This window comes from Mesobacillus jeotgali (assembly GCF_014856545.2).
Lineage (GTDB): Bacteria > Bacillota > Bacilli > Bacillales > Cytobacillaceae > Mesobacillus.
Genome location: NZ_CP109811.1, coordinates 4,652,177 through 4,672,323 on the forward strand (window position 1 = coordinate 4,652,177; position 20,147 = coordinate 4,672,323).

The following is a 20,147-nucleotide window of genomic DNA, read 5'->3' on the forward strand; positions in this document are numbered from 1 at the left end:
CCGCGTCCAGACAAAAATTTATGTAAGGACGGATTCACGAAAAATTATCACTCGTACGTGTAGAAACCGCGGCCTGATTTTTTGCCTAACCAGCCTGCTTTTACATATTTCCTTAACAACGGGCAAGGGCGGTATTTGTCATCGCCAAAGCCTTCGTGAAGTGTTTCCATGATGTAGAGGCAAGTATCAAGGCCGATGAAGTCTGCAAGTGTCAGCGGTCCCATTGGGTGGTTCATGCCAAGCTTCATGACTTCGTCAATTGCTTCCTTCGTCGCTACACCCTCGTATAATGTGTAGATCGCTTCATTGATCATCGGCATCAGGATGCGGTTTGAAACGAAGCCTGGGAAGTCATTGACTTCAACTGGGACTTTTTCCAATGTTTTGGTGATGTCTTCGATTGTTTGATAGACTTCATCAGCTGTCGCCAGTCCGCGGATGATTTCAACGAGCTTCATGACAGGCACCGGATTCATGAAGTGCATGCCGATGACTTTTTCCGGACGCTTTGTCGCTGCAGCGATTTCCGTGATTGGCAGTGATGATGTATTGGAAGCAAGGATTGCATGTTCAGGTGCAATTTCATCAAGCTGGGCAAAGATTTTCGCTTTGATGTCCATATTCTCTACAGCCGCTTCGATAACAAGGTCCGTTTTTCCGGCATCTTGGAGATCAGTTGAAGCAGTGATTCTGCCAACAATTACATCCAACTGTTCAGCTGTCATCCGGCCTTTGTCCACCTGACGGTTAAGGTTTTTCTTGATGCCAGCCAGACCGCGTTCCACAAAATCTGGCTTAAGGTCATTTAAAAAAACGTCGTACCCTGCATGTGCGCATACTTGTGCAATACCTGAACCCATTTGTCCTGCACCGATTACCATAATTGTTTTCACACTCATTATATTTTCCTCCTAAATAAGTACTGTCGATGGAGGGCAACTCTCACCTTGCCCTCCTATCAATTTCTTATTGCTTCGGGACCTCGATCATCACTGCGTCTCCCTGGCCTCCGCCTGAACAGATGGCCGCAATGCCGACCCCGCCGCCGCGGCGCTTCAGTTCGTGCATCAAGGTCAGATGATGCGTGCCCCACTCGCTCCGATTGGGTGTCCGAGTGCGACCGCACCGCCGTTCACATTGATTTTTTCAGGATCGAGGTTCGCTATGCGGCCGCTTGTCAATGCGACTGCTGCAAAGGCTTCATTGATTTCGAAAAGATCGATTTCTTCAAGTGACTTGCCTGTCTTCTTCAACAATTCGTTAATGACAATCCCTGGAGTTTTCGGGAAATCCTTCGCCTCTGTCGCGATGGCTGTATGCCCAAGGATGACTGCCTGCGGCACCCTGCCTTCACTCTTGGCGCGTTCTTCGCTCATCAATACGAGGGCAGCCGCACCGTCATTGACGCCTGGTGCGTTTCCTGCCGTGATCGTGCCATCTGAATTGAATACAGGACTGAGCTTTGCCAGCTTCTCAAGCGAAGTATCCTTTCTTGGCGCTTCATCATGCTGAACGAGGATTGGGTCTCCCTTGCGCTGCGGGACTTCAACAGGAACGATTTCTTCAGCAAGCTTTCCTGATTCAATCGCTTGGATTGCTCTCTGGTGGCTGCGGTAAGACCACTCATCTTGTTCTTCGCGGCTGATTTCATATTCTTTCGCTACTTCATTTCCGTAAGTGCCCATGTGGACTCCCTTGAAGCTGCAAGTCAATCCATCGTGAATCATCAAATCCTTCACCTGGCCGTCGCCCATCCTGAATCCCCACCGTGCTTTCGGAAGAATGTAAGGAGCATTGCTCATTGACTCCATTCCGCCAGCAACGATGACTTCTTCTTCTCCTGCGCGGATAATCAGGTCGCCAAGTGTCAGGCTGCGCATACCGGATGCACACACTTTGTTGATGGTCTCTGTCTTAACTTCCCATGGAATTCCTGCTGCTCTTGCTGCCTGGCGTGAAGGAAGCTGTCCCTGGCCTCCCTGCAGGACGGAGCCGAGAATGACTTCTCCGACATCCTCCGGTTTTACTTCTGCACGGGACAAAGCCTCTTTAATGGCGATTCCGCCAAGCTGGCTTGCTGTAAAGCTGCTGAGCGCTCCTCCCATCTTGCCGATTGGAGTTCTTGCACCTGCTAAAATAACTGTCTTTCCCATTGCCATCTCTCCCTTTCAATCTATTAATCTTTGAAATTGAAAAATAAATCTCTTTTCCAGTGTCTTTGAGTGACTGAACGCTCGCTCGAAACTGGTCCAAAAAAATATGCAAGCAGTTGTCTTGTTATGAGGTTCTTAGGTGGTTTCTTGCTGAAGGATAATGTAAGCGCTTTATCATATTATTCATTTTACTTTAAAAATAGTAGAAATTGAAACACTTTGCTAAAAATTCTGTCTTATGTCGAATTTTTACTGTGAGTCAACTTCTACTATTCATGTTTTAAGTATTAAATTGTATTAAGAAACAAGCGGTTTAATCTCACCAAAAACGGATTTTTCAAGTAGTTCTGCTACGTCTAGTGTATCGACGTTTTCTTCTACTTCCTTCGCTTTGGTTCCATCGGAGAGCATTGTCAGGCAGTATGGGCATCCGGAACTGATGACGGATGGGTTCACTGCAAGGGCCTGTTCTGTACGGGATACATTGATTCTGTGTCCTGTTTCTTCTTCCATCCACATCAAGCCGCCGCCTGCGCCACAGCACATTGCCGTATCGCGGTTGCGTTCCATTTCCTTTAGATCCACTCCTGGAATCGCTTTGAGGATATCACGCGGTGCGTCATATACTTCGTTATAGCGGCCAAGGTAGCAGGAATCATGGAAAGTGATTGTTTCGTTCACTGCATGCTTCGGAACGAGCTTTCCTTCTTTCACTAATTGCGCCAGAAGCTCAGTGTGGTGGTAAACCTCGCCTTCAAAGCCGAAATCAGGATATTCATTCTTAAAGATATTATATGCGTGAGGGTCGATCGTCACGATCTTCTTCACTTCATTTTTCTCGAATTCTTCAATATTCTTTGTCGCAAGCTCCTGGAATAGGAACTCGTTGCCAAGGCGGCGTGGTGTATCACCAGAGTTCTTTTCCTTGTTTCCAAGGATAGCGAACTTGACGCCTGCTTCGTTCAATAGCTTAGCGAACGAAAGGGCAATCTTCTGGCTGCGGTTGTCAAAGGAACCCATCGCGCCAACCCAGAATAAGTATTCGAATTCTTCGTCTGCCTTTTTCATTTCTTTTACCGTAGGAATGACAACATCGTCGCGAAGCTCGCGCCAGTTTTCCTTTTCCTTACGGTTCAAGCCCCATGGGTTGCCCTGGCGCTCGATATTCGTCATAGCACGCTGTGCGTCAGCATCCATCTTACCTTCAGTCAAAACAAGGTAACGGCGAAGGTCGATGATTTTGTCAACGTGTTCGTTCATGACCGGACATTGGTCTTCACAGTTACGGCAAGTTGTACAAGCCCAGATTTCTTCTTCTGTGATAACATCGCCAATCATGCTTGGGCTGTAAGCAAGGCCTGCAGCAGCTTCATTCGCACCCTGGCCGGCAGCCGCCAAAGCGAGCTGGTTGCCCTTTGTGTTGGAGAAAGCAAATGTCGGCACCCATGGCTGTTTTGAAGTGACAGCTGCACCCGTAAGTGTCAAATGGTCACGCAGCTTGACGATCAGGTCCATTGGCGACAGCATTTTTCCAGTGCCTGTTGCCGGACACATATTCGTACAGCGTCCACATTCTACGCAAGCATAGAAGTCGATCATCTGTTCATAATTAAAATCAGTGATTTTACCTGCACCGAATGTTTCCTGTGTTTCATCTTCAAAATCGATCTTTGTAATTTTTCCAGGTGAATCAACCCTTGTTAAATAAACATTGGCCGGTCCGGCAATCAAGTGAGCATGCTTGGACTGCGGTACGTACACCAGGAACGCAAGCAGGAATAATAGGTGAATCCACCATGCGATATAGAAAATCGTGATGGCAGCTGCCTCAGGAATTCCGCTGAATGCTGCCGCAATCAGAGATGCGACCGGTTCAGTCCAAGTTCCTTCATGGCCATGCCAGATCATGCTCATTCCGTTTCCGAGCAATACAGAAAGCATTAGTCCGCCAATGAACAGAAGTACAAGTCCATTTTTAAAGCCGCGCTTCAGACGGACAAGCTTTTCTACATATCTGCGGTAAAAAGCCCATACAACCGCTACTAGAATCGTAAGCGTAACGAGTTCCTGAAAAAACGTGAAACCTGGATATAGAGGGCCTAAAGGCAAATGTGAGCCAGGCTTGATTCCTTTCCAGATAAAATCAATTGCTCCAAACTGGACAAGGAGGAATCCATAAAAAAACATAACGTGGATCGCACCGCTTTTCTTGTCCTTTAATAGCCTTTTCTGGCCAAATACATGGACAAGGATTCTTCTCCAGCGATCCTTGATATCATCATCAAACTCTGATTTCTTGCCGAGCTTGATGTACTCGATTCTCGTCTTTACCACGTATACAAACAAGCTGACAGCGTAAGCGGTTACAAGTAAGAACGCGATAAGATTAATCCATAGCAGACCGTTCATAAAAATCATTTACCCCTTTCGATGCTGATTTTTGGATGGAAAATTTTTAACCAAACAAATTTTCTGAATATACCTTTAACTACATTATATAATGAATGAGCATTCAGTCAACTCATTTCCTATCATTTCTGAAAATTGTTTACACTTCCTCTTTTACAGGAACTTAACATATATGAAGCGATTTCGGCAAAAATAAAGGAAATACTTTTAAGGGAGCCGGATTGCTATGGATTTTGGATGGATTTTGATTGCAATAATAGCTGGCCTTTTCCTCTGGGTCTACGTTGATTTCATGCTCGGCAGAAAGAAGCATCTGGCAAACGCGAAAACAAATACACTGCCGGTCCGGGAAAGCAACCTTGCCATTTTTGCCGAAGGCCCTAAATTGTTCGAGGATCTTTTTTCCGAATTAAAAAACGCAAAGCAGCACATTCATATTTTGTTTTATATCGTCCAGGATGATAAAATCAGCCAGAAATTTCTCTCCATTTTAAAACAAAAAGTTAAGGACGGGGTCGAGGTGCGCCTTATGGTCGATTGGGTGGGCAGCGGACTGAAGCGCAAGACGATTAAATCGCTGAAGGCTGCCGGCGTGGAATTCGCTTATTCCCAAATGCCTAAATTGCCGTTCTTATTTTACTCGTCCCAGGTGCGGAACCACAGGAAAATCACCGTCATTGACGGAAAGATCGCTTATCTCGGCGGCTTCAATATCGGCAATGAATATAACAATCAGGATCCAAAGCTGTCGCCATGGCGCGATTATCACTTGAAAATGACCGGGGAAGGCGTTACCGATCTGCAATCAGAGTTCCTTGAAGATTGGCGTGCAGCTGCGAAGGTCAACTTGCTGCAAAATAAAGCCTATTTCCCTTCCCTCGAAAAAGGCACGATCCGTCAGCAGCTTGTTCCAACTGAAGGCATTCTTCTGGAGGAAATGATGTCAGACCTGATCAGCAATGCAAAGACTTCGATTTTTATTGGGACACCGTATTTCATTCCGAGCAAAAGGGTATTCAGCTTATTGCGGGATGCAATCAAAAGAGGTGTTTCAGTGACGGTTCTTGTCCCGCTCGTTTCCGACCATGCCCTTGTTAAAGAAGCTTCCTATCCTTATCTGAGGACTCTTATCAGGGATGGCGCAGAGGTCTATCAGTATTTAAATGGCTTTTATCATTCAAAGGCCCTGCTCGTGGATGATACGGTTTGTGACATTGGCACCGCCAATTTTGATAAAAGAAGCATGTTCTTAAATTATGAATTGAACTGCCTGATTTATGATGTTGATTTTATCAAAAAAATTAAGCTGATTCTGACAGAAGATATCCTGAACTCAAGGAAGGCCGCTTTGGATGACTTCACCCGTTCCTTGCTGAAGGAAAAAGCCGCGAGTACCATTTCCTATTTTTTATAATGAACCGGCCTGCTCGACAATAAAGGAGTGTCGCTATGATTATTCGGTTGGGCTATGTATCCACCTCCATCAGCCTGTGGGATGCATCTCCATCCAAGGCACTTACATTCGCCCGTTATGGACAGCTGCCTGAAGACGAACGGCGTGAAAAGCTGCTTTCCGTAACCTACCAGAACCTTGTGAATACAGAAAGAATGATTCATTACAATATCGCCCACGATATACCTTTGTATCGGTTCTCAAGCTCGATTGCCCCGCTGGCGACCCATCCGGAGGTCATGTGGGATTATGTCACGCCGTTTCGCGACAAATGGCTCGAAATCGGTGCATTGGTGAAAAAGCATGGAATCCGGACAAGTTTCCACCCAAATCAATACACGCTGTTCACTTCTCCGAGGGAGGAAGTGACGGCTAATGCAATCATCGATATGGAATACCATTATGGCATGCTCGAAGCAATGGGACTGGAAAACGAAGCGCTAATCAACATCCATATTGGCGGGGCATATGGTAACAAAGAAGAAACGATATTGCGCTTCCATGAAAACTTCGCCAAACTTCCAGAGCATATCAAAAAAATCACCACACTTGAAAATGATGATAAAACGTACAATGCAGAAGAAACACTCACTGCCTGTTTGAAAGAAGACGTCCCCTTCATGTTTGATTATCATCATCACATGGCGAATCTTTGTGAGGAGTCTTTGGAAAAACTGCTTCCCGATGGCTTCACAACCTGGGAACGGACTGGTTTGAAACCTAAAATCCATATTTCTTCCCCTAAAACGGAAAAAGCGTATAGATCGCACGCGGATTACGTTGACCCTGAATTCATTCTGCCATTGATCGATATCCTCCGTGGCATCGGCCAGGATGTCGATTTCATGATTGAAGCGAAGGAGAAGGATAAAGCTGCTTTAAAACTGGTTGAGGATTTGGCCAGTATCCGCGGCGTGAAACGGATTGGCGGAGCTGTGTTGGAGTGGAAATGAGCTGAAGGCTGCTGGACCATCCAGCAGCCTTTATTTAATACATATTCAAAACGTACCGGTAATTTTCGATTACTTCCTCTTGAATCCTTGTTTGCTGCGTTTCAAGTTCCTTCTGCATCATTGCTAAGGTACCCTTGCCTACAGCTAAAGAAGTAGGAGCAGCTTTCAAGTTTTCAAGCAGGTTGATGCGGTAAGCTGTCGGCGGGTGAGTCGAATCCAGTTTAGATGTCTCATGTTGTGCAAGACGGGAGAGCCGCTCTTTCTCACGGTCTGGCATTATTTTTATTTGCTCATGAACAGCATGAAATAAATTCATTGTGTTTTTCCGCACCGCTAACTCCCTTATCTTTAGATAAAAGGTATCAGCGTATTGGAATTTTTCCATTGACGAGATTAAATATTTATAGCCTACTGCTTTTGCAGCCCTTTCATCGGCTAGATACTCACCCTTCTGGGAATCGTCAAACAACAGGTGTACGAGTAATAAGAATATTGAGTAAGGGATTAATGCAAGAAATGCCATAAAATAGTATACAGGTATTTCAAAGAATCCCATGCTGTCATATTCATCGATTGGCACAGGATTTAAAAGCTCATACCATGTCTGCAGCGTATATAAGGCAGTTCCAATATAAAATGATCTTGTTAAATCACCATTTGATATATGGCCAAATTCATGTGCGAGGATTGCCAGCTGCTCTTCCGGTTCCATAATAGAAAATAACGGCAACCCTATCTTAATGATTTTCCTTCTTCTCCAGCCAACTTGTACTACTGATGCATTGAATTCATCATCAATAATGATTCCATCAATCCTTTTTACCTGCATAGCATCAGCTAATTGGTCCACAGCCTCGAATAAAAACGGAAATTCCTGACGGGAAATCAAGTGCTCATCTTTGTCCAGCTTTGGCACTCTTGGCCTGGCCAGCCAGGCTATACCCAAAAGAATTAAACCTGCCGCGATGAACATGAAATGATCGTTTTGAAAGATAAGAAAGTATAAGCCCAGTAAAAATAAACTGATGCTAATTAAGTGAACAATCGTGGCTGCCATGAAAGCTAGGCTTTTTGAAAAAGAAATCCTCTGCCGTAATTCCTGTTGGGAAACCAGTTCTTGAAAAACTTTTTGACCCCGCTTATTTCCCAGCTTTTCATATAAAGCATTTAACTTTGAGCCCGTCTTTTCTGATGGTGAGTGATCCATATTATATCCGCAATCACACCATGAAACATAGCCTTTATTGAACGGTATAGCTGAACTGCAGTCAGGACAGACATATTCATTATGCAAAATACTTATTTCCCCCAACTCCCAATCTGTTGTATATATTGATATAGTAAGCTATTAGCAGATTATTGGAAATATAAAAAATTATAGTATTAACTGGTATTTTTTTACTTAATCAGGAGTAAAAGTGCAAATAATAAAAAAATGGTAAAATTAGTGTATTAACCTGATTTTAGGAGGTCGTTGCGGCGTGACAAAAACAGCCAAGGACCCTCGCTCAGCACGTACTATCCGGGAGAGAATGAGCGACATTTTATACAATCTGGCTTTTGTTGTTCCTATTGCCATTGTTGGTTTATTAATTGGCTTGATTAGCGGTGGGGGAGGAGAACTTTTTGTAAAAAAAGGATGGAATCCCATGATCATTTCAGGCTTTGAAATTTTAATAGACTTTTTGTTAATAGGACTGTATTTATTTCTGGGAATAGTGAGCTTAAAGACACTTTGGTTCCTGTTTAAAGAAAGAAAAGCAGGAAGAAGTTATTTTTCTTCTAAACTTAACAAGGTCATTGAAGTTGTCCTCATCTTCGTTTTACTAGGAGGGCCAGGAACTTTATTTCTCTTCCTTGCTCTTTCCGGGTTAATGACGATCCTATTATAAAAAGGCATAAGCCCCTGGTTTGAGGAGCTCATGCCTAAGTTTTTTACATCTTCTCCGGAGCCGAAACCCCAATCAACTCAAGTGCATTCTTTAAAGTGATCTGCGCTGTCTTGATCAGCGACAGGCGGGCCACTGTTCTTTCTTTATTCTCCAGATCTAATACTTTTTCAGCGTTGTAGAAGCTGTGGAATACGGATGCCAGTTCGAAAATATAGTTGGAGATTCGATGCGGCATGCGCTTCTGGGCTGCTTCGGCAACGGCCAGCGGGAATTCGCCTAATTTCTTAAGCAGGTCGATTTCCTTCTCGGACTGGATATGCTTGAAATCTGCCTCGATGTCAAAAATCAACCCTTGTTCTGCAGCAGAACGCAGGATACTGTTGATACGGGCATGCGCATACTGTGCGTAGAATACTGGGTTTTCATTTGACTGGGATACGGCTAGATCAAGGTCGAAGTCCATATGAGTGTCTGCACTTCTCATTGCGAAGAAGTAACGAACGGCGTCCAGACCTACTTCATCAATCAGGTCACGCATTGTGACAGCCTTTCCTGTACGCTTGCTCATCTTCATCTTCTCGCCGTTTTTGTAAAGATGGACGAGCTGGATGATTTCAACTTCAAGCGCCTCGCGATTATAGCCAAGCGCCTGGATCGCTGCCTTCATACGAGGGATATAACCGTGGTGGTCCGCTCCCCAGATGTTGATCAGCTTTTCAAAGCCTCGCTCCAGCTTGTCCTTATGGTAAGCGATGTCCGGTAGCAGGTAAGTGTACGAGCCATCCTGCTTGATCAGCACGCGGTCCTTGTCATCGCCAAGCTCTGATGAACGGAACCATGTCGCGCCATCCTCTTCGTAGATATGGCCATTTTCACGCAATGCATCAAGTGCAACGTCAATTTTGCCATTTTGATATAGAGAAGTTTCCGAGTACCAAACATCGAATTTAACACGGAAGTTTTCAAGGTCCTGCTTCAGCTTTTCCATTTCATATTTCAAGCCGTACTCACGGAAAGCATCGAAGCGCTCCTGGTCGGATACATTCACATACTTATCGCCAAACTCTTCAGCGAGAGTATTCCCGATGCCGATGATATCAGCACCATGATAGCCATCCTCAGGCATCGGCTTTTCCATGCCAAGCGCTTGGAAATAACGGGCTTCAACAGACAGCGCCAGGTTATTAATCTGATTTCCGGCATCATTGATATAATACTCGCGGGAAACATCGTATCCAGCCTTTGCAAGCACATTGCAAAGTGAATCACCGACAGCTGCGCCGCGTGCATGGCCAAGATGAAGGTCGCCAGTCGGGTTGGCAGAAACGAACTCGATCTGGATCTTCTGGCCATTTCCTACCTTCGATTCACCATAGTTGTCTCCTGCTTCAAGGATTGCCGGAATCAAGTCCGTTAAATAGCTGTTATCCATGTAAAAATTGATGAAGCCAGGTCCGGCAATTTCAATTTTCTCGATGGATGCCTTGCTTTTATCGAAGTTCTCGATCAGCTGCTCTGCAATCTGTCGTGGGGCTTTTTTCGCCACTCGCGCAAGCTGCATCGCCATATTCGTGGAGTAATCCCCGTGCGCTTTTTCCTTAGGCGTCTCCAGGATTACCGCCGGAATCTGGTCTTCCCCTGCAAGGCCAGCTTTGATGATCGCCTGCTTGATTTCTTCCTTCAGCTTCAATTGAACCTGTTCAACTATATTCATTTGCCTTCCTCCTTATAATTGATCGTTAAATGGTATGTACCTGCACTCGCGCCCTGTATCGCCATATCATACAGCAAGTCCACATGGCCCTCCTGCTTTGTCTCGTTAAAATCAGTATCGAGCCGCTTCGTGAGCGCCGAGGTCTCGAGAAGACCATATTGGGTCTTATAATTCCCCGGAGTTTTTTTATTCAGCAGAAAATGAAGCCTCATCTTGATCGCGCCGCTGCGCAAAATCAGCACTTCGTCCCCTGATATCTTAACCGTCGTATTGACATCTCCTTCCTCCGTCACTTCATCATATTGGAGGTAAGAGCTGTTCGCCTTTGTATAGTATCGGCCAAAAGTGGTCAATTCAAAAGTTTCCTTCTCTTTGCCACTGTAAATCGCCGTTTTTACCGTCACTTTGACAGGAATCTGATCAGCGGGTTTACTAGACACCGTTAACACGCCCTTTTCTTATCCAGCTTCAGCACTTTGCACATTTGGCCAAATAGCTGAAGCTTTTCTTCTTCATTATAACTTTATAAGTATAAATATTCTCCTTTGAAAGTGCAAGGTTCGCAGGGATTTGCATGGTTATTTAAGCTGGAAAAATCAGTCTTTAGGATTAGCCCAACACCAAAGCGGGTATTGATTATCAAAACCTTTTAAGGAGGTGGCCTACATGAAGATCGAAGTTAAATGCGAAGTAGAAAACTGCAAATATTGGGCTGAAGGCGATCAATGTGTTGCCGATTCCATCCTTGTAGTAGCGAATACCGGAAAACAGGCACTAAATGAACGTGAAACCATTTGTGATACATTCGAAAAGATGTAATAAACCGAACTGGATGGCGATTTGGCTATCCAGTTTTTATTTTCTGGCCAAATTTTAGGCAAGACTCCTGATTTTTTCGAATCGCATTGTTTTTATTCGTAAATTTCGAAGTTTATTCGAAAAAAAACTCATTTATTCGCAAACTAGCTGGTTTTATTCGCAAACTAGCTGGTTTTATTCGCAAAAAACCACCATTTATTCGCAAACTGGAAATTCCACAAGGTTTTTTCCAGCAAAAAAGGAGAAGCCCTCAGCTCCTCCTCATTAATCTTCTATTTAGAAAAATAGCATTCCAACCGAGATGATCACCCCAGAAACAATCAGCATCAGCACACAGTACCCCATGATGTCTTTTGCCTTGAGTCCGGCAATCGCCAGTGCAGGCAGTGCCCAGAATGGCTGAATCAGGTTGGTCCACGCGTCGCCCCAGGCAACGGCCATTGCCGTTTTCGGGATGGATACTCCCAGTGTCTGGGCTGCTTCAAGCATGACAGGTGCCTGTACCGCCCACTGTCCACCGCCAGATGGAACGAAGAAGTTCACCACACCTGCACTCAGGAAGGTGAAGAATGGGAAAGTGAATTCATTTGAAATCGACACAAAGCCCTCTGACATGACCGCGGCCAGGCCAGATGCTGTCATCATTCCCATGATTCCTGCGTAAAAAGGGAATTGAATGATAATCCCGCTCGCTCCTTTTACCGCGTTCACGACCGCCTCAAGGAAACGCTTTGGCGTGCCATGAAACAGGATCCCAAGGAACAGGAACAGGAAGTTGACGATATCAAGATTCAGCTTAAATCCGTTTGTTGCAAAATAGTAAAATAGAAAAACAAGGCCAAGAATACCAATCAACAAAGAAATGATTTTGCTGTTTTCCAGTTTTTCAGCAGGTGTCATCGCTCCCTGCTCAATTGTTGCTGCCTGAACATCCGCGTCAAGCAATGCAGGGTCAACTGTCACGGTAAGATCCTTACCAGGCATCATCAAGCGGTTAACCACAGGCAATACAATAAGCATAATTAAGATAATCAGAAGATTGAAGCCGGCAAAAATGGTCTGATCTGTCGGGATAATACCAATCAAATCCTGCGAGAAGTGGCCTTCCGTCGCAATTGTCAGCGGAATTGACCCGGAAATACCGCCATGCCAGACGATGAACCCTCCGTAAGCGCTTGCAATTAACAGCCTATAGTCTACATTTTGAACCCTTTTCGCCAACTCTTTCGCGAAAAGAGCACCAATAACCAGACCGAAGCCCCAGTTGATCAAGCTTGCAATCATCGATACGACAGTAACAATGATAATCGCCTGCCCTGGTGATTTTGCCAGCGAAGCAAGTGAGCCAAGACCCTTTTTAAAAATATGGCTGCTTGCGAGAACATGACCTGTCACAAGGACAAGCACCATCTGCATCGAGAACGTCAGCAAGCTCCAAAAGCCGCCTCCCCAGTGCTGTGCCATCTGGTACGGACCGCTGTCGGTAAAAATAAGGCCTAACCCAAATACAACAAAAGTTAAGATGATGACAAAAAGAAACGGATCAGGCAAATACCGCTGCATGATGCGGTTGAAAAAAGAAACCAATGTTTTCATCCTTTTTACCTCCTTTTTAGTGATTACTCACATAATCATTATATTTTCTATATTGTTCTGAATATTCCTTCTTATAAAAGTAACTATTAGTAACAGGTCATTATTTTTTCACAAATAAAAACCGCTCCCTTTTAAAAAAGAGAGCGGCTGATAAAATTATTTTACAAACCCAAGCAACATTTCACGGATGATTTTGCTTGCAGTGTTTGCGGTCATTTCGGATGTATCATAGATTGGAGCGACTTCGACAAGGTCAGCTCCGACAACGTTCACACCGGAGTTTGCGATCGCATGGATTGATGCAAGCAGCTCCTTGGAAGTGATTCCGCCAGCGTCAACGGTTCCTGTCCCAGGCGCATGTGCAGGATCAAGGACGTCAATGTCGATTGTGACATATACCGGACGGCCGGCAAGTGTCGGCAATACTTCCTTTAAAGGTTCAAGAACTTCAAACTTGGAAATATGCATGCCCACTTCCTTTGCCCACTCGAATTCTTCCTTCATGCCAGAACGGATACCGAATGAGTACACATTTTTAGGGCCAATGTGCTCAGCAATCTTGCGGATCGGCGTTGAGTGCGACAATGGTTCACCTTCATAATGTTCGCGAAGATCTGTATGTGCATCAAAGTGGATGATGGCAAGGTCTTCATACTTTTTCGCGACTGACTTCATGACCGGCCAGGACACCAGATGCTCTCCGCCCATGCCAAGCGGGAATTTCTCTTCAGCCAAAAGCTTGTCCACGTATTCCTCAATCAAATCAAGACTCTTTTGGGCATTGCCGAATGGCAGCGGAATATCTCCTGCATCGAAATAGTTCAGATCAGCCATCTCGCGGTCAAGATAAGGGCTGTACTCTTCAAGGCCGATCGATACCTCGCGAATACGAGTCGGGCCAAAGCGTGAACCAGGACGGTAGCTGACAGTCCAGTCCATAGGCATACCATAAAGGACCGCCTTGCTTTCCTGATAGTTTGAATGGCTGCCGATAAAAACATTGCCAGAATAGGCTTCATCAAAACGCATATCAAGCACCTCTTTCAAAAAATGTTTTATTACGAATTCAAAAAGTTCAATATCAATTCGATAAATGTCTAGCTTTTCACAATAAAATGGCCCCCGGATTTACCGGGAAGCCGTATTGAATATTTGAGCTAGAATTAATTATTTTACAAGGTCGCCAACGAATTTAGGCAATACGAAAGCGGCTTTGTGAAGTTCTTTCGTGTAGTACTTTGTTTCGATGTCGTGGAAGCGGTCTTCGCTCACTTCAAGCGGGTCATGCTTCTTTGATCCAAGTGTGAATGCCCACATTCCGCTTGGGTATGTTGGGATATTCGCGATGTAAAGGCGTGTGATCGGGAAGATTTCCTTCACATCCTTTTGGACATTGCGGATAAGGTCAGCCTTGAACCATGGGTTGTCAGACTGTGCAACGAAAATTCCATCTTCCTTCAATGCTTTTGAAATTCCAGCGTAGAACCCTTTTGTGAACAGGTTTACTGCCGGTCCGACTGGTTCAGTAGAGTCAACCATGATGACATCGTACTGGTTGTCGCTTTCGGCGATATGCATGAAGCCGTCGCCAACCTGGACATCAACGCGCGGATCATCAAGCTTGCCTGCGATTTCAGGCAAGTATTTTTTAGAGTACTCGATTACCTTTCCATCGATATCAACAAGAGTCGCTTTTTTCACGCTAGGGTGCTTTAGCACTTCACGGATTACGCCGCCATCGCCGCCGCCTACTACTAGTACATGCTCAGGGTTTGGGTGAGTGAATAATGGAATATGCGCAACCATTTCGTGGTAAACGAACTCATCTTTAACAGAAGTCATGACCATGTCATCAAGAAGAAGCATATTGCCCCACTCTTCTGTTTCCACCATATCAAGCTTCTGGAATTCTGTCTGTTCTGTATGTAACGTCTTGTTCACTTTCATTGTGATACCAAAGTTCTCTGTCTGTTTTTCTGTAAACCAAAGACCCATTTTTCTTCCTTCCTTTCGGCAAAAAAATTTCCGTTATGATGCGGCGAATTTCAGGTGATGGACTGCTGAACTGTCCAATTTTATATTGTGCAAGCATGACGCTTTCATATTATTTTTTATGTTTCCCCAACATCACAAATACAAACATCAGAAAAAGTATAGTTGAATCTAGCAAAAATGCAAGCAAAATTTAATTAACTTTGATTCTATGTTTAAAACCTGTTGTTTTTTTTCATACTGATATTATCTATCTTTTTGAGGGGGAAGCAGTATGGAGCTGATGACAGACCAGCGGTTTCGCAAGACAATTAAATATTTGCGTGCTTTGATCTTTTTCGGGCTTGCGGGGCTTGCACTGGCGACAATCCTCTATTTTTCGCTGATTGGCTACGCGAAGCTTCAGGGACCGCCTCCCCTGGCTGTACCGCAATCAACTTTGTTTTTTTCAGATGATGGAACGGTGATTGGCGAAAGCCACTCCGGCCAGAAGCGCTATTGGGTGGCGCTCAAGGATATCTCGCCTCATTTGATTAATGCAACGGTTTCTATAGAGGATAAAACCTTTTTTACCCATAATGGGTTTGATTATAAGCGGATTGCCGGTGCTGCGCTTGCTGACATAAAGGCAATGGCCAAGGTCCAGGGTGCGAGCACGATTACCCAGCAGTATGCAAGGAACCTCTACCTTGAACATGACAAGACGTGGAAGCGGAAAGCGACAGAAGCGCTATATACTTTGCGGCTGGAGATGAATTATTCCAAGGACGAGATCCTGGAAGGCTATTTGAATACGATTTATTATGGCAATGGTGCGTACGGGGTCCAGGCAGCGAGCCGTTATTATTTTGGCAAGGACGCGAAGGACTTATCCCTGGCGGAAGCTTCCATGCTTGCGGGAATTCCGAAAGGCCCGAGCATTTACTCTCCTTTCGCTTCTATGGAAAAAGCAAAGCAGCGTCAGCGGACCATTTTAAGTACGATGAAGGCAAACGGTTATATCACCGAACTTGCCGCTCAAAAAGCGAGCATTGAAAAACTGAAGCTTGTCGGAGAGCACCAGCATTCCCGGATTGGAGCGGCGCCATACTTCCAGGATGCTGTCCAGAATGCGCTAAAGAATTCATTAAATTTTGATGACCGGACCATTTCGCTCGGCGGATTGAGGGTCTATACGACACTTAATCTTGATCAGCAGGAAATTGCGGAAAAGTCGATGGATAAAATGATTGCTTCCGATTCGGAAATCCAGGCCGGCTTTGTGGCTATGAATCCGAAAAATGGACATGTGGTTGCGCTTGTCGGCGGCAGGAATTATGAAGACAGCCCGTTCAACCGTGCTGTACAGGCTGTCAGACAGCCGGGATCGACCATGAAGCCGATTCTGTACTATGCGGCACTTGAAAATGGCTTCACTCCATCTTCCACAATGAAAAGCCAGCTGACGACGTTCATGTTCGATGATGGACGCTCAGAGTATACGCCGCACAATTTTAACAATAAATATGCCGAGGATGATATTACGATGGCTCAGGCTTTGGCATTGTCGGATAATGTATACGCCGTGAAAACCCACCTGTTCCTGGGAGAGGAAACTCTCGTTGAAACAGCGAAGCGTTTTGGCATCAAGACGGACATGGACAAGGTTCCATCACTTGCCCTCGGCACATCCGGTGTAAGGGTGATTGATATGGCCAACGCCTACAGTATTCTGGCGAACGGCGGCAAGAAAGTGGAACCCGTGCTGATCAAGAAGGTCGAAAACCATAAAGGCGAAGTGATTTACGAGTACAAGACTGAGAGAGAAGAGGTTTTGAAGCCCGAACTTGCCTCGGTGATGACCCATATGCTGACAGGCATTTTTGATAAAAAATTGAATGGCTATTCTTCCGTAACAGGAAGCACGCTGATTAAAAAGATGACAAGACCGTACGCAGCCAAGTCTGGAACGACGGAAACAGACAGCTGGATGATTGGCTATACCCCTCAGCTCGTTTCCGCCATATGGACAGGTTACGATAAAGGAAAGCCAATTGAGCTGACAGTGGAGAAATCCTATGCGAAGAATATCTGGATGGATTTTATGGAAAAAGCATTGGATAATGAGCCTGCGAAAAAATTCAAGGCAGCAAAAGGGACTGTAGCCGTCTATGTTGATCCAGCAAATGGCATGCTCGCCTCTGATGGATGCCCTGTAAAAAGGCTGACATTATTTGCTGCAGGAACAGAACCTACTGAATACTGTACAGACCATTTGGACCACGAGGAACACAAGGAAGAAAAACCTGAGCCAGATAAGGAAAAGAAACCATGGTACAAAAGGATTTTCGGACTATAGAGGAGCCTTCTATAACATAATGTGTCAACAACAATTATCTCACTATAATAAGGGAAACCTTAGCGTCAAGGCCAAAAGAAAAACCCCGGAAGCAAGCCTCCGGGGTTTTTCTCGTCCTAGCATAAAATGTGTTTTACGCTGTTATCAGTTTACTTTTTTTATTGCATTTGAGCAAGCCAGATATTGTCACTTGCTAAGAAGTGTCACAATTTAGACAAATTATTAGGAAAATAATCCAAATATATTAATTGGCCAGTAAGTCGTTTTTCAGCTTATCTTCAGACCGTTCCCACATTCCTGAATCATGTTTTTTCAGGAAATCAGCAAGGATCTGTTTGGATTTTTCATCCATATGATCCACGATGATATGGCGCTTGATCGACTTATCAAGACGGTTCACATGCTCCGGCAGCGACTTATAGCCCCGGCGGATTTCACGGTTGACGGTCATTTCGCAGGCAGTGACACCAGCGTAATAAGGCCCCTCTTCCTTCCTGTCAATTGTCACCCAGACAACCCAGTAAGGCTTTGCATCAGGCACTTCATTTCGGTCAGGAAGAAACTTAATTCCTTTCTCGACATCACTCCGCGCATGCATTGCACCCACTTCTACAGCTGCCTCTCCTGCATCGACATCAATGATGACTGGCGAAACATTATCAAGTGTGAGAACACCTTTCCCAAAACCCTTATGGCCATCCATCGGGTCATTTTTAATGATATTGAAGCCAATATTCTTCTTGCCCTTTTTTTCTTCCATGTTGGAAACCTCCTTAAAATATATCAGAAAAATAGATTGTATATTCCATCCGTCACAGCCGGAATTAAATAGTAGAAAATCGGCTGAATTGTATATTGATCGAGCGGCGTGATGACCAGGATCAAGAAAATGATCGAGCCGTACGCTTCATACTGGGTCATTTTTGCCCTGATATCCGCTGGTGCCAGATCCTCGATGATCCGGTAGCCATCAAGCGGCGGAAACGGCAATAAATTGAAGACGAAAAGCATCGCATTCAGCCCGATGAAGATATTGAGGAAAGTCAGGAAAAATTCCGGAACCCCAGGTGCCAGTCCAAGCATGACAAATATGTACCAGATGGCAAATGCCAGGAAGACCAGAATAAGATTGCTTACTGGCCCGGCAACAGACACAAGCACTCCGGCCAGCTTCGGATTTTTGAACATGAAACGATTGACCGGAACCGGTCTTGCCCAGCCGAATCCAGCGATGAAAATTAAGATAGTCCCAAGCGGGTCCAAGTGCTTGATTGGATTCAGCGTCAGCCGCCCCTGTCTCTGGGCAGTCGGGTCGCCAAACTTATACGCCACCCAGGCATGCGCGAACTCATGGACCGCAAAAGCGATCATCAGCGCCGCTGCTACAAACGGAATTTCCTCTAACGAATAGGGTAAGCTCACATTCCATTCCCCTTTTTAATCTTTTCCTTAAAGTATAACTCATTCTGGTTTGAATGTGAAAAAGACAATCTCTCACCGGACTTGCGAATTTCCGCGAATTATGAAAAACTCAATTTAGAATCTATCAACCATTTCAAGGAGGCAATACATATGCCATACGTAACAGTTAAAATGATTGAAGGCCGCACAGAGGACCAAAAGAAGGCACTAGTTGAAAAAGTAACCGATGCTGTCAGCGAAACAACAGGCGCGCCAAAAGAGAAAGTCGTCGTGTTCATCGAGGAAATGTCAAAGAACCACTATGCTGTCGCAGGCAAGCGATTGAGTGACGAATAGAATGGATTTAAAGCTCAGAGGATTCTGGGCTTTTTGCTTTCTTGTGACCGTGATCCGCGATTTTCCCTTTTCACGGGCACAAGATTCCCTTTCTTGTGACCGTGATACGCGGTTTTCCCTTTTCACGGGCACATGTTTCCCTTTCTTGTGACCGTGATCCGCGGTTTTTTCTTTTCACGGGCACATGTTTCCCTTTCTTGTGACCGTGAATCACGGTTTTCCCTTTTCACGGGCACAAGATTTCCTTTCTTGTGACCGTGAATCACGGTTTTCCCTTTTCACGGGCACATGTTTCCCTTTCTTGTGACCGTGATACGCGGTTTTCCCTTTTCACGGGCACATGTTTCCCTTTCTTGTGACCGTGAATCACGGTTTTCCCTTTTCACGGTCACAAGATTTCCTTTCTTGTGACCGTGAACCATGTTTTCCTCTTTTCACGGGCACAAACTGTATACTGCCTAACTAACCCCATCTTCCACATAACAAAAAATCGAGCACAAAACCGTCTATTAGGTCCCATACTCGATTCATAATAAAAATCCTCTTATGCCAACAATTGCCTGGACTTATTTTTCAAACTCGCAATATACGCGTAAGCTTCGTCGATTTCTTCGTCGGTGTATTTCTGGCTCTTTTTCACGGTCTGGATTTTTTCCCGGACCTCGGCTTCTGGTAAGTTATCAAAATACAAAACAGTTGAAACGAGTTCAAGGAATCTTGCATTCTGGTCGTTGATATCGGTCAAGCAGTCACCAAGGCATGGCATCTCGACGCTGTTCTCTCCGAGGAATTCCTGGCCTGCTTCGGTCAAGGTATAGCGGTACTGGTAATAGCCGCCCTTCTTTTCTTTCACTTCGTCCAAAAAGCCCATGTTGCAAAGCTCTTCCACTCGCAATGTCAGTTCTTCTGAATATGGTCCGTAAAAATGGAACTGGAATCGTTCCTGGAAAGGAAACTCCATCTTTTTTGCGATATAGATCATTTTCTGCAGCTTTTTTCTGCCGATGACCTCTCCGGAAACTGAAATGGCATGTATGATTTTAGCGTGGTCTTTTAACAAAACGCGTCAA

General features: G+C 44.9%; 17 protein-coding genes and 1 pseudogene. 6 read left to right on the plus strand and 12 right to left on the minus strand.

Going from position 1 to position 20,147, the window contains the following annotated elements:
• Positions 1-47: 47 nt before the first annotated feature.
• The 3 genes and pseudogenes from FOF60_RS23480 to FOF60_RS23490 all read right to left on the minus strand — a co-directional run bounded on the left by FOF60_RS23480 (position 48) and on the right by FOF60_RS23490 (position 4,562).
• Positions 48-899 (minus strand): 3-hydroxybutyryl-CoA dehydrogenase, encoded by an 852-nt coding sequence (locus tag FOF60_RS23480; protein WP_192471924.1) that lies wholly within the window; start codon positions 897-899, stop codon positions 48-50.
• Between the two features lie 67 nt (positions 900-966).
• Positions 967-2,153, minus strand: a pseudogene (locus tag FOF60_RS23485) (acetyl-CoA C-acetyltransferase).
• A gap of 297 nt (positions 2,154-2,450) precedes the next feature.
• Positions 2,451-4,562, minus strand: a complete 2,112-nt coding sequence (locus tag FOF60_RS23490) for a (Fe-S)-binding protein (RefSeq protein ID WP_192471925.1) — start codon at positions 4,560-4,562, stop codon at positions 2,451-2,453.
• 226 nt (positions 4,563-4,788) lie between these two features.
• Here FOF60_RS23490 and cls point away from each other — a divergent pair, with 226 nt between their 5' ends.
• Positions 4,789-5,976 (plus strand): cardiolipin synthase, encoded by a 1,188-nt coding sequence (cls, locus tag FOF60_RS23495; RefSeq protein ID WP_192471926.1) that lies wholly within the window; start codon positions 4,789-4,791, stop codon positions 5,974-5,976.
• Positions 5,977-6,011: 35 nt separating this feature from the next.
• Positions 6,012-6,968, plus strand: coding sequence for a UV DNA damage repair endonuclease UvsE (gene uvsE, locus FOF60_RS23500; RefSeq protein ID WP_192471927.1), 957 nt, complete (start codon positions 6,012-6,014; stop codon positions 6,966-6,968).
• Positions 6,969-7,002: 34 nt separating this feature from the next.
• Here uvsE and FOF60_RS23505 read toward each other — a convergent pair whose 3' ends face one another.
• On the minus strand, positions 7,003-8,262 hold the full coding sequence (locus tag FOF60_RS23505) for a M48 family metallopeptidase (protein WP_192471928.1): 1,260 nt from the start codon (positions 8,260-8,262) through the stop codon (positions 7,003-7,005).
• A 187-nt stretch (positions 8,263-8,449) separates the two neighbouring features.
• On the opposite strand from FOF60_RS23505, the gene FOF60_RS23510 reads away from it, so the two are divergent.
• Positions 8,450-8,860 carry a hypothetical protein gene (locus FOF60_RS23510; RefSeq protein ID WP_192471929.1) on the plus strand — a complete coding sequence of 137 codons (411 nt, stop codon included), beginning with the start codon at positions 8,450-8,452 and terminating at the stop codon, positions 8,858-8,860.
• Between the two features lie 43 nt (positions 8,861-8,903).
• On the opposite strand, the gene argS is transcribed toward FOF60_RS23510, so the two are convergent.
• On the minus strand, positions 8,904-10,574 hold the full coding sequence (argS, locus tag FOF60_RS23515; RefSeq protein WP_192471930.1) for an arginine--tRNA ligase: 1,671 nt from the start codon (positions 10,572-10,574) through the stop codon (positions 8,904-8,906).
• Entirely contained in the window at positions 10,571-11,014 is a 444-nt protein-coding gene (locus tag FOF60_RS23520; protein WP_192471931.1) for a YwiB family protein, read from the minus strand. Before FOF60_RS23520 ends, argS begins: the two co-directional genes overlap by 4 nt.
• Positions 11,015-11,240: 226 nt before the next feature.
• Between FOF60_RS23520 and FOF60_RS23525 the strand changes: the two genes are divergently transcribed.
• Positions 11,241-11,393 carry a DUF1540 domain-containing protein gene (locus FOF60_RS23525; RefSeq protein ID WP_192471932.1) on the plus strand — a complete coding sequence of 51 codons (153 nt, stop codon included), beginning with the start codon at positions 11,241-11,243 and terminating at the stop codon, positions 11,391-11,393.
• A gap of 276 nt (positions 11,394-11,669) precedes the next feature.
• Here FOF60_RS23525 and FOF60_RS23530 read toward each other — a convergent pair whose 3' ends face one another.
• The 3 genes from FOF60_RS23530 to speE all read right to left on the minus strand — a co-directional run bounded on the left by FOF60_RS23530 (position 11,670) and on the right by speE (position 14,984).
• Positions 11,670-12,989, minus strand: coding sequence for a short-chain fatty acid transporter (locus FOF60_RS23530; RefSeq protein WP_192471933.1), 1,320 nt, complete (start codon positions 12,987-12,989; stop codon positions 11,670-11,672).
• 156 nt (positions 12,990-13,145) lie between these two features.
• Positions 13,146-14,018 (minus strand): agmatinase, encoded by an 873-nt coding sequence (speB, locus tag FOF60_RS23535; protein ID WP_192471934.1) that lies wholly within the window; start codon positions 14,016-14,018, stop codon positions 13,146-13,148.
• A gap of 138 nt (positions 14,019-14,156) precedes the next feature.
• Positions 14,157-14,984, minus strand: a complete 828-nt coding sequence (gene speE, locus FOF60_RS23540; RefSeq protein WP_102264622.1) for a spermidine synthase — start codon at positions 14,982-14,984, stop codon at positions 14,157-14,159.
• Between the two features lie 271 nt (positions 14,985-15,255).
• On the opposite strand from speE, the gene FOF60_RS23545 reads away from it, so the two are divergent.
• Complete coding sequence (locus tag FOF60_RS23545; protein WP_192471935.1) at positions 15,256-17,319, plus strand: transglycosylase domain-containing protein; 2,064 nt, start codon at positions 15,256-15,258, stop codon at positions 17,317-17,319.
• 244 nt (positions 17,320-17,563) lie between these two features.
• On the opposite strand, the gene FOF60_RS23550 is transcribed toward FOF60_RS23545, so the two are convergent.
• The gene (locus FOF60_RS23550; protein ID WP_192471936.1) at positions 17,564-18,079 is read right to left on the minus strand and encodes a YwhD family protein; all 516 of its coding nucleotides are present in this window, start codon (positions 18,077-18,079) and stop codon (positions 17,564-17,566) included.
• A gap of 23 nt (positions 18,080-18,102) precedes the next feature.
• A complete protein-coding gene (locus FOF60_RS23555; protein WP_192472029.1) occupies positions 18,103-18,690 on the minus strand; it encodes a site-2 protease family protein in 588 nt (195 codons plus the stop codon).
• Positions 18,691-18,891: 201 nt separating this feature from the next.
• Between FOF60_RS23555 and FOF60_RS23560 the strand changes: the two genes are divergently transcribed.
• Positions 18,892-19,077 (plus strand): 2-hydroxymuconate tautomerase, encoded by a 186-nt coding sequence (locus FOF60_RS23560; RefSeq protein ID WP_044392785.1) that lies wholly within the window; start codon positions 18,892-18,894, stop codon positions 19,075-19,077.
• Between the two features lie 544 nt (positions 19,078-19,621).
• Here FOF60_RS23560 and FOF60_RS23565 read toward each other — a convergent pair.
• The gene (locus tag FOF60_RS23565) at positions 19,622-20,137 is read right to left on the minus strand and encodes a YwgA family protein (protein ID WP_192471937.1); all 516 of its coding nucleotides are present in this window, start codon (positions 20,135-20,137) and stop codon (positions 19,622-19,624) included.
• Between the last annotated feature and the right edge of the window lie 10 nt (positions 20,138-20,147).

Bases quoted from the DNA above. Each gene is read 5' to 3' on its own strand.
- FOF60_RS23480 (WP_192471924.1), bottom strand. From the start codon at position 899: ATGAGTGTGAAAACAATTATGGTAATCGGTGCAGGACAAATGGGTTCA.
- FOF60_RS23490 (WP_192471925.1), bottom strand. From the start codon at position 4,562: ATGAACGGTCTGCTATGGATTAATCTTATCGCGTTCTTACTTGTAACC.
- cls (WP_192471926.1), top strand. From the start codon at position 4,789: ATGGATTTTGGATGGATTTTGATTGCAATAATAGCTGGCCTTTTCCTC.
- uvsE (WP_192471927.1), top strand. From the start codon at position 6,012: ATGATTATTCGGTTGGGCTATGTATCCACCTCCATCAGCCTGTGGGAT.
- argS (WP_192471930.1), bottom strand. From the start codon at position 10,574: ATGAATATAGTTGAACAGGTTCAATTGAAGCTGAAGGAAGAAATCAAG.
- FOF60_RS23525 (WP_192471932.1), top strand. From the start codon at position 11,241: ATGAAGATCGAAGTTAAATGCGAAGTAGAAAACTGCAAATATTGGGCT.
- FOF60_RS23530 (WP_192471933.1), bottom strand. From the start codon at position 12,989: ATGAAAACATTGGTTTCTTTTTTCAACCGCATCATGCAGCGGTATTTG.
- speB (WP_192471934.1), bottom strand. From the start codon at position 14,018: ATGCGTTTTGATGAAGCCTATTCTGGCAATGTTTTTATCGGCAGCCAT.
- speE (WP_102264622.1), bottom strand. From the start codon at position 14,984: ATGGGTCTTTGGTTTACAGAAAAACAGACAGAGAACTTTGGTATCACA.
- FOF60_RS23545 (WP_192471935.1), top strand. From the start codon at position 15,256: ATGGAGCTGATGACAGACCAGCGGTTTCGCAAGACAATTAAATATTTG.
- FOF60_RS23550 (WP_192471936.1), bottom strand. From the start codon at position 18,079: ATGGAAGAAAAAAAGGGCAAGAAGAATATTGGCTTCAATATCATTAAA.
- FOF60_RS23555 (WP_192472029.1), bottom strand. From the start codon at position 18,690: ATGATCGCTTTTGCGGTCCATGAGTTCGCGCATGCCTGGGTGGCGTAT.
- FOF60_RS23560 (WP_044392785.1), top strand. From the start codon at position 18,892: ATGCCATACGTAACAGTTAAAATGATTGAAGGCCGCACAGAGGACCAA.